The organism is Actinoplanes solisilvae (assembly GCF_003999975.1).
GTDB classification, from domain to species: Bacteria; Actinomycetota; Actinomycetes; order Mycobacteriales; family Micromonosporaceae; genus Actinoplanes; species Actinoplanes solisilvae.
Genome location: NZ_RJAC01000060.1, coordinates 1 through 9642 on the forward strand (window position 1 = coordinate 1; position 9642 = coordinate 9642).

A 9642-nucleotide genomic window follows, 5' to 3' on the forward strand; every position below is an offset into this window, starting at 1 on the left:
ACACCACCGCCATCGCCGTACCGCATAAAACCAGGAGACCCGACAACACACATACCCGTCGATCACCCAAAAGCCTCACAATGGACCCGAAAGAGACCCCCACCCCAAAAGGTGTCTAGGCGGGAGTAACGGGCCCGGTTCATGGGGGCATGATGCCATGGGCGCCGGAGGCCCCGTCGGCCGTCCAATGTGACCGCGATCACATCGATGACCTTCCCAGCGTTGTTGCAGGTGTGGCCGACCGGCGGCACGGCACTGCGGGTCATCGCCGGCGGGACGTCGGTGACCGCCGCCGTGATCGACCGCGGCACTGTCCCGGAGCGCTGGCGCGACGGCGTTGTCGCACGTCTGGAGACCCCCACCGCAAAGCTCGCCGCGAAGCCCGCCAAGGCCCTGGTGTCCATCGACTATGCGAAGTTCCGCACCGCCTACGGCGCCGACTGGTCGTCGCGGCTGAAGCTGTGGCAGTTGCCCGAGTGCGCACTGACCACCCCGGACGCCGACGGCTGTTCGCCGGTCCCGCTGCGGTCGCGCAACGATTCTGCGATCAGTTCGGTCAGCGCGGACGTCGCGGTCGGGTCGGGCACCCTGGTCGCGCTGGCGGCCGAACCGGCCGGTGACTCCGGTGACTTCACGAAGTCGTCGCTGTCGGCGTCCACGACCTGGTCGGCCGGTGGTTCCTCGGGTGACTTCACCTGGTCGTACCCGTTGCGGACTCCGCCCGGTATCGGTGGTGAGGCCCCGGAGCTGTCGGTCGGCTATTCGTCCGGCAGCGTCGACGGTCGCTCGTCAGCCTCGAACAGTCAGCCGTCGTCGGTCGGTGAGGGTTTCGGCCTGTCGCAGAGCTTCATCGAGCGCAGCTACGTGTCGTGCAACGACGACAAGGCCGAGCCGGCGAACAACCCGACCTACACCGGGGATCTGTGCTGGCGGAACTACAACGCCTCGCTGTCGCTGGGTAACCGCAGCACCGAGCTGCTGACCAATGATCCGGACAGGAAGACCTGGCACGGCCGGTCGGAGGACGGGTCGCGGATCGAGCGGCTGACCGGCGCGGAGAACGGTGACGAGAACGGCGAGTACTGGAAGGTCACGACCACCGACGGCGTCCAGTACTTCTTCGGCCTCAACAAGCTGCCGGGGCAGAGCAGCGCGACCGGGTCGGCCCTGACGGTTCCGGTCTACGGCAATCACCCGAACGAGCCCGGGCACGACGACACGTTCGCCGCGTCGCGCGAGACTCAGGCCTGGCGCTGGAACCTCGACTACGTCATCGACACCCACGGCAACACCACGTCGTATTGGTACGACCAGGAGACGAACCAGTACGCGGCGGAGGGCACGTCGAGCAAGAACGTCTCCTACGTCCGGGACGGGGTGCTCAGGCGCATCGACTACGGCACCTGGGACCGCGGCGCCTCGGACCGCTCGGTCGCGGCGAAGGTGCAGGTGGTCTTCGACCCGGCCGACCGTTGTCTGACCGACTGTGCGACACACGGCGGGAACTGGCCCGACACGCCGTGGGACCAAGAGTGCGCAGCGAGCGCCACCTCGTGCACCGATTACTCCCCGACGTTCTGGAGTACGAAGCGCCTCGCGAAGGTCACCACGCGGGTGTACGACGCGGCGAAGACGGTGCCGGGATGGCAGGACGTCGACTCGTACACGTTCACGCACAGCTTCCCGTCGCCCGGTGACGGGCAGCGGCCGGGTCTGTGGCTCGACTCGATCGTGCACACCGGTCTGGTCGGCGGTAGCCACCCGATGCCGCCGGTGTCGTTCGATCCGGTGTCGTTGCCCAACCGGGTGCTGACGAAGCACAACACGACGAACAACTGGCAGCGGCTGGCCGCCATCCGCCTCGAGACCGGCGGCCTGATCCAGGTCACGTACTCCGATCCGGATTGCGGCACGGGGAACCTGCCGGCCGCACCGGAGTCGAACACCAAGCTCTGTTACCCGGTGGTCGGGCCTGATCCGAACTCGACCTCGGGCGGCACCCAGACCGAGTACTGGCACAAGTACGTCGTCCGTAAGGTCACCCAGACCGACGTGCAACTGGCCGGCGGTCACCAGGCCCCGACCATGAACACCTATTACACGTACGAGGGCAGCCCGGCCTGGCACTACGCCGACGACGACGGGTTGAGCAAGCCGAAGTACAAGACGTGGAACCAGTTCCGTGGGTACGCGACGGTGGCGACGCGGGTCGGTGACTCGAACCAGACCCTCACGCGCACGACCTACCTGCGCGGGATGCACCTCGATCGTGCCGGGCCGTCCGGAGGCACCCGCACGGTGACCGTACCGGCGTCGCTGGGTTCGGAGACCGTGTACGACGAGGACCAGTACGTGGGCATGGTGCGGGAAGAGGTCGTCTACAACGGCACGACCGACAAGCCGGTCAGCAAGACGGTCAACGTGCCGTGGCGGTCCGCGCCGCTGGTCACCCGCACGATCAACGGTGACACGGCCGAAGCGCGGTTCGTCAACACCGCGACCACGTACGCCGGTACCGCGCTCGGTGTCGACGGCGCCCGCGGCTGGCGGGTGACCAGCACGCAGAGCCAGTTCGACGAAACGTACGGCACCGTCAAGTCGACCCAGGACAACGGCGACCTCGCCCGGACCGGCGACGAGAAGTGCACGACGACGACCTACAACCGCAACACCACCACCAACCTGGTCGTCCTGCCCAAGAGGAAGACGGTGACCACGCTGACCTGCGGCACGGCGCCGACCGCGGCCGAGCAGGTCGGTTCCGACGAACTCACCTTCTATGACGGCGCCACCAGCGTCGACACCGTGCCGGCCAAGGGGGCCGCCACCCGGACCGACGTTCTCAAGGACTGGTCGACGGGGTCCGGAACGTCCTGGCTGACCTCGAAGGTCGCGCAGTTCGACGCATGGGGACGGCAGACCAGCACGAAGGACGTGCGTGGCAACGTCGTCACCACGGCGTTCTCCCCGGTGGGTCAACTGGCCGCCCAGCGTGTCGACACCAACAAGCTGGGCTGGGCCACCACCACCGCGATCAACCCCGCGTGGGGCTCCTCGGACCGGGTCACCGACCCGAACGGGCGGGTGTCGGAGGGCACCTACGACCCGCTGGGCCGCACCAAGCAGGTGTGGAGCGTGGGGTGGACGAAGGCGGCCCACCCCAATCAGCCGTCGCTCACGTTCACGTACTCCTACGCGCCCGGGCGTGACGGCTATCCGTACGTGAAGACGGAGGCGTTGAACGACGGAGGCGGGACGGACGTCTCGTACGAGATCTACGACGGCTTCCTGCGCTCACGGCAGACTCAGAAGGCGGCGGTCGGTGGTGGACGTGTCGTCACCGATACCCTGATGGACGCCCACGGCCACAAGGAGATGGAGTTCGGCGCTCACGCCGAGCCGGGCAACCCCTCGGGCACGCTGTGGTGGGAACCGGAATGGTCGGTGCCGACCCAGACGCTGAACGTCTACGACCGCGCGGGCCGTCCCACCGACATCATCTTCCGCTCCGGGGACGACGTCACCAACATCGTCGAGAAGTGGCGGACCACCACGAAGTACGAAGGAGACAGCACGACGATCGTCGCGCCCAAGGGCACGACGCCGACGACCTCCGTGGTGGACGCCCTCGGCCGGCAGACCGAGCTGCGGCAATACACCACCGCCGCCGGAACCGCTGGACCCTACGACACCACCAAGTACGCCTACGACGCCCGAGGTCAGTTGAGCACGGTCACCGACGCCAAGCAGAACGAATGGGTGTTCGGTTACGACGTGCGCGGACGGCAGAGCTCGGTGAAGGACCCGGACAAGGGGACCACGAGGTCGTTCTACGACGACGCGGACGACCTGATCAAGACGGTGGACGCCCGGAACGAGACGCTGGTCTACACCTACGACGTGCTGGGCCGCAAGACCGCGATCTACGACGACGCGGCGACCGAGGCCAACAAGCGGACCGAGTGGACGTACGACGTGCTCTCGGACGACTCGGTGGTCAAGGGCGAGCTGACCGAGTGGGCCCGGTACGACCTCGCCGCCGACGGCACGCGCCAGCCCTACCGGTGGCAGGTGCGCAACTTCACCGGCCGGGGCGAGGTCGCCGGCGCTCACTGGGCGATCCCCTCGAACGAGACCGGCCTGGGCGGCACCTACGTGTACGGCTACACGTACTCGCCGTACACCGGGAAGCCGGCCGGAACGTCGTTCCCCGACGCCGGTGGCCTGCCGGCCGAGGCGGTCACGACGAAGTTCGACGCGACCTCGGGCCTGCCGAGAAGCCTGACCTCCGGATGGTCGGACGTCGGGACGTACGTGTCGGGTCAGCAGTACACCGCGTACGGCGAGCCGGAGATCCGTACGATGAAGCTCGCCGGGAAGGTCTATGCCCAGCAGGCGACCGAGTACGAGCGCGACACTCGGCGGGTCCACCGGGTGCAGGTGAAGCCTGAGAGCACGGGCACCGTCTCCGACCGGGTCTACACCTGGCAGGCCTCCGGTGATCTGCTCTCGATCGCCGACACGCCCGAGGTCGGCCAGGCCGACAGCCAGTGCTTCGCGTACGACCCTCAGCAGCGGCTCACCTCGGCCTGGACCCCCAAGACCGGGGTCACCTGCGGCACCACGCCGACCCTGGCCAACCTCGGCGGCCCGGCGCCGTACTGGCTGGACTGGACCTTCGACAAGCTCGGCAACCGCACGCAGGAGGTGTCCCACGCGGCGGCGGGTGACACGACCCGGGACTTCGCGGTGCCGACGGCTGGGGGACCGGCAGTGGTGCGGCCTCACGGGGTGACCGGCATGACCACCACCGCGCCCGGGCAGAGCGCCACGACCGTGGCCTTCGGCTACGACGACGCCGGAAACATGAACAGCCGGCCGGGCCCATCCGGACCCCAGACCCTGCAGTGGGACGCCGAGGGGCATCTGGCCAAGATCGTCGAGAGTTCGGGCACGACCACCAACCTGTACGACGCCGACGGCACCCGGTTGATCCGCCGCGACGCCGCAGGCAGCACGCTGTACCTGCCCGGTATGGAGGTCAGGCGAGTGGTCAATGGCGGCTCGACCACTGTCAGGGCCACCCGTTACTACTCGTTCAACGGCGCCACCGTCGCCTCGCGAACGCCCGGTGCCCGTTCGCTGAGCTGGCTGTTCGACGATCACCAGGGCACTCAGCAGGTCGCCATGAACGCCGACACGCAGGTGGTCTCCGTCCGCCGCCAGACCCCGTACGGCGGCTCCCGCGGAACGCCCCCGGCGGCGTGGCCGAACACGAAGGGATTCGTCGGCGGCGACACCGATCCGATCGGGCTGACCCATCTCGGAGCCCGCGAGTACGACCCGATGCTGGGCCGGTTCATCTCGGTGGACCCGGTGCAGGACCTGCGCGACCCGCAGCAGTGGAACGCCTACGCCTACGCCACGAACAACCCGATCACCCGCGCCGATCCGGGCGGAAAGTGGGTGTGCGGCCTGGCCTGCATCCTGTCCTGGCTGATAGATGTCGTCATCGATGTGATCAAGGGCGGCGACACCGGCGGCGGTGACGGCGGCGGGAAGGGCAACAGCAACGGCGGGAATGGGAACAGCGGCGGGAACGGCAGCGGCGGAGGTAAGGGCAGCGGCGGGTCGGGGAACTCCAGCGTCGTTCACAAGCCCAAGGTGGATACCTTCGCGAATCTGATGAAGATGAGCGTCAACTGTTTCATGGGCATCTGTCAGTTCGGTCCGATCGGCACGGCGGTGAGCGGCAAGATCGACGGAGCTTTGCGGGCGGTTGACTCGGGCATCGAAACGGCCCAGAACTTCATCGACGAGAAGATCGTCAAGCCCACGATCGAGGGCTTGGCGAACTCGGTGAAGGGGGCGATGAAGGCCCAGTCCGACCTGCTCGGGCTCGCCGTTGCTGGGCTCATCGTCAGAATGAATGGCCGATGCACAACGCAGGACGGCATGACGGTCTGCCGGGAGAATCAGAAGTACGTGGAGATGAAGCGATTCGTCGGTGGTGACGGCCAGGGTCTTTTCAGCCTCAAGGCCGGCACTACCATCGGTGGCACGTTCATCGCCAACGAAAAGACGCCGCTCAATGCCGATAAATCGGTTGACCAGTCGTTCCTCAATCACGAGAAGTGGCATCGGGACGAACAGTGGGAGAAGTACGGCCTCTTCTTCGCAGTGCTGTATCTCTCGGAGGAGAAGAATAAGCAGACCGAGTGCAACAGGTACGAGGTTGACGCCGAGAGAAACTCGACCCCCGGTGGTGCCGCCAACTACAACGGCGAGAACGGCGGCGGCAACTACAACTGCACCTGACCTGAACTGTCCGCGAACAACGGGCGGGGTGCGCCGAACCAACGGCGTACCCCGCCCGTCGGTTTCCGGTGACTGTCAGGTGACACCTGTTCTGCGACGCTGCGGGCGGATCGACGAGGGAGGACTTCGGAGATGGCCGAGCAGGAGCGGGCGCCGGGAGTCTGCGTGATCCGGGTGCAGGTGCAGGCCTCGTCACTGCTCATCACGGTCCTGCAGACGCCCGACATCGCCAGCCGGCGGGGTGAGACGACGGCGTCGTTCACCGAGGTGGACGACGCCGTACGGGCGGTTCGCAAGTTCCTCGAGCGATACCCGGCCCGCTAGGACGCGCGGGCGAACGCCGGATCCAGGAGCTGGAAGAGGGACGGGTGCGGTTCGATGCCGAGTTCGAGGTTGACCAGCCGGCGATACCCGGCGAACTGGCGTTTGGCCTCGACCCAGTTTCCCTCGGCCAGGTGCGCGGCGATGAGCGTCCGTTGGGCGCTTTCGCGCAGCGGCTCGGTCGTGACCGCCACCATCGCGGCCTCGACCGCCTCGCGGCAGCGGCCGAGCTCGAGCAGCGTGGCGCTCAACGCCTCGAGGGCGTGCAGCAGCCGTTGCCGGAACCGTTCGCGTTCCATCAGCGCCCAGTCGTCGTACCACCCGGGCAGCAGGTCGAGGCCGTCGATGCCGGACGGCAGGACGGTGAGGTCGGCGCCGGTCGGCACGCCGTTAATCAGGCGGGCCGCCCACGCGGCGATCATTTGTACGTCCACCACCACGTCGGCGTTCAGCCCCAGCGAGGCCTTGTCCGCGTCGATCAACGGAACGCAGCCACGGTTGAGTCGCCACAGCGACGACCGCAGGTTGCCGGCGGCCCGCAGGTCGTCGCCGGTGGGCCAGAGCGAGCCCGCGGCGTACCGGCGCTCGACGCGGCCGCCGTGCAGGGCCACGAAGGCCAGCAGCCGTTTACTGCCCTCGGGCACGGTTGTCCGGCGCGGCCCGACCGTGACGAACGGGCCCCCGAACAGGTGCAGCACCACTTTCGTGTCACGTTCGCCGAACAACTGCGCCCATTCGTTCACGGCTCCGCCCCTCCCGCTGAGGATTCGTACGCTAGCCACCAGGTCGTCACACCCTCGTCAAACCGCTGCCGCGCCGTTTTGACGCATCGGTGACGGCCGTCTTCTGTCCGACAACAGCTGCCGATCAATGGATCCGGCGTGGACGATGGACGCTGGAGACACCCGGCGTCAGTCGGAGGAGACGGTCATGGTCGACTACCCCTACGAGCTGCACCTGCTCGGCGGCTTCGCGCTGCTGCGCTCGGGCGGCGCTGTGCCGGTGCCGATCTCCTTGCAGCGCATCGTCGCGTTCCTGGCCCTGCGCGGCCCCACCCCACGGCGGGCCACGGCGGGCGTGTTGTGGCCGTCCACCTGTGACGAGAAGGCGATGGCGAGCCTGCGTACGGCGGTCTGGCGATTGCGCCGCATGGCCGACGGCCTGCTGAATCAGCCCGGTGATCTGCTGGCGCTCGATCCGTCCGTGACCATCGACGTGGCCGTCGTCGAGCGCACCGCCCGGCCCTGCACCGAGCTTCTGCCCGGTTGGTACGACGACTGGGTCATCATGGACCGCGAACGCCTGCGCCACTGGCACATCCGTCTGCTCGAAGCGGCCGCCGCCGCGGCGATCGAGAAAGCCGACCTGAACGCGGCGGTCGACTGGGCCCTGGCCGCCGTCGCCTCCGACCCGCTGCGCGAGAGCGCCCACCGGCTGGTGATCACCGCCCTGCTGGCCGACGGCAACGTGGGCGCCGCCCGCCGCCACCTCACTCTGGTACGCAACGTCTTCCGCGAGCAGCTCGGCATAGCCCCGTCCGCTCAGCTCTCAGCGCTGTTCGAGAACGCCCCCGTCTGACCGGCGCCTGTCGGGAACGCGCCAGTATGAGCAGTGCCGTTCGGCAACGCGCCCGTCTGAGCACCGCCGTTCGGCAACGCCCCGGTTCGAGTTCCCTCCGGCAGGTCGCGGCGTCCGCGAATCGGCCCGAGCAGCTGCGACCAGCGCGCCGAGCACTCCGCCCGCGCTCATGACCGCGACGACGAGCCCGACCGTGCCTGCAGCGCCGAGGCTCCGAGCGGACCGATCGCGACCAACGGCAGGGCGACCGCGGTGATCGCGCTGCCGGTCCGGCTCGTGGTCTGTCCATCCCAGAAGAGGCGGAAGTCGATCGAGGTCACCGGCGCAGTGAACCAGGGACCAAGGCTGGTGATTCGACGGGTTCGGTGTGAGGACGCGGATGCGAGGTTGAGATCACGATCTTCTACGACGGGAGGACAGTGTGACCATCGAAGAGAAAGCCGGGGTCGGGCGGCGGTCGCTGCTGGCCGCGGCGGCCGCCGGTGGGGTCGCCGCGCTGACGCCGATGAGCGCGGCCGTGGCCGGCGGGCCGGGTGGCTCGGTCTCCGACGCCCCGGGGCTGCCGTCCGGCTTCGGCAAGGTCTTCAGCAGCCGGTTCGTGACCGCCAACGGCCTGCGCCAGCACGCTGTCGTCGGTGGCAGCGGACCGCCGCTGCTGCTGGTGCACGGCTGGCCCGAGAGCTGGTACGCCTGGCGCCTGATCATGCCGGCCCTGGCTCGTGACTACACCGTCGTCGCCGTCGACCAGCGCGGCATCGGGCTGACCGGCCGGCCGTCGGGTGGCTACGACTCGGCGACCCTGGCCAAGGACTCGGCTGCGCTCATGAGCGCGCTGGGCCACCGCCGCTTCGCCGTCGTCGGCCATGACACCGGCTACGCGATCGCGTATGCCTTGGCGGCGGACTTCCGTGAGCGGGTCGACCGGGTCGTGCTCATGGAGATCCCCGGCCCGCCCGGTGCGGGGCCCGGCCCGGAGCTGTTCGTTCCCGAGGCGCAGAACAACCGGCTGTGGCACATTCCGTTCAACCGGGTCGACGACGAGCTGATCATCGACATGGTCCACGGCAACGCGCGCGCCTTCTACCACTATGAATTCCGCATTCAGGGCGGCCCCGCCCTGCCCGAGCGCGTCATCGACTACTACGTCCGTCTTTATAACCGCAACCGCGACACCCTGCGTGGGACTTTCGGGCTCTATCGGGCGTGGGACGCCCTGCTCGCGCAGAACAAGAAACGGGCCGCGCGCAAACTGACCGCGCCCGTGCTCGGCATCGGCGGGCAGCAGAGCTGGGGCCGCCTACCCGGGCACGGCCGTTTCAACATCATCCCGTGAGGCCGAGGATGGTGAATGGCCTGGTCATTTCGCGGTTGGCCCAGCGGGTGGCTTCGGTGATGTTAGTGCGGCCGGCCAGGCGTAGGGCGTTG

General features: G+C 68.2%; 6 protein-coding genes. 4 read left to right on the forward strand and 2 right to left on the reverse strand.

Annotation, left to right across the window (positions count from 1 at the left end):
* The first annotated feature begins 207 nt into the window (after positions 1-207).
* Positions 208-6318 carry an RHS repeat-associated core domain-containing protein gene (locus EER30_RS46380; RefSeq protein ID WP_127509665.1) on the forward strand — a complete coding sequence of 2037 codons (6111 nt, stop codon included), beginning with the start codon at positions 208-210 and terminating at the stop codon, positions 6316-6318.
* Between the two features lie 132 nt (positions 6319-6450).
* Complete coding sequence (locus tag EER30_RS46385; protein WP_127509667.1) at positions 6451-6642, forward strand: hypothetical protein; 192 nt, start codon at positions 6451-6453, stop codon at positions 6640-6642.
* On the opposite strand, the gene EER30_RS46390 is transcribed toward EER30_RS46385, so the two are convergent.
* The gene (locus tag EER30_RS46390) at positions 6639-7382 is read right to left on the reverse strand and encodes an AfsR/SARP family transcriptional regulator (RefSeq protein ID WP_127509670.1); all 744 of its coding nucleotides are present in this window, start codon (positions 7380-7382) and stop codon (positions 6639-6641) included. The genes EER30_RS46385 and EER30_RS46390 overlap by 4 nt on opposite strands.
* Before the next feature lie 187 nt (positions 7383-7569).
* Here EER30_RS46390 and EER30_RS46395 point away from each other — a divergent pair, with 187 nt between their 5' ends.
* Positions 7570-8217, forward strand: a complete 648-nt coding sequence (locus EER30_RS46395) for an AfsR/SARP family transcriptional regulator (protein ID WP_164842801.1) — start codon at positions 7570-7572, stop codon at positions 8215-8217.
* A 167-nt stretch (positions 8218-8384) separates the two neighbouring features.
* On the opposite strand, the gene EER30_RS47810 is transcribed toward EER30_RS46395, so the two are convergent.
* Complete coding sequence (locus EER30_RS47810) at positions 8385-8537, reverse strand: hypothetical protein (protein WP_164842802.1); 153 nt, start codon at positions 8535-8537, stop codon at positions 8385-8387.
* 101 nt (positions 8538-8638) lie between these two features.
* Here EER30_RS47810 and EER30_RS46400 point away from each other — a divergent pair, with 101 nt between their 5' ends.
* On the forward strand, positions 8639-9550 hold the full coding sequence (locus EER30_RS46400; protein WP_205650729.1) for an alpha/beta hydrolase: 912 nt from the start codon (positions 8639-8641) through the stop codon (positions 9548-9550).
* Positions 9551-9642: the final 92 nt, after the last annotated feature.

Excerpts from the sequence above, each read along its gene's own strand:
- EER30_RS46385 (WP_127509667.1), top strand. The coding sequence starts at position 6,451 with ATGGCCGAGCAGGAGCGGGCGCCGGGAGTCTGCGTGATCCGGGTGCAG.
- EER30_RS46380 (WP_127509665.1), top strand. The coding sequence starts at position 208 with ATGACCTTCCCAGCGTTGTTGCAGGTGTGGCCGACCGGCGGCACGGCA.
- EER30_RS46395 (WP_164842801.1), top strand. The coding sequence starts at position 7,570 with ATGGTCGACTACCCCTACGAGCTGCACCTGCTCGGCGGCTTCGCGCTG.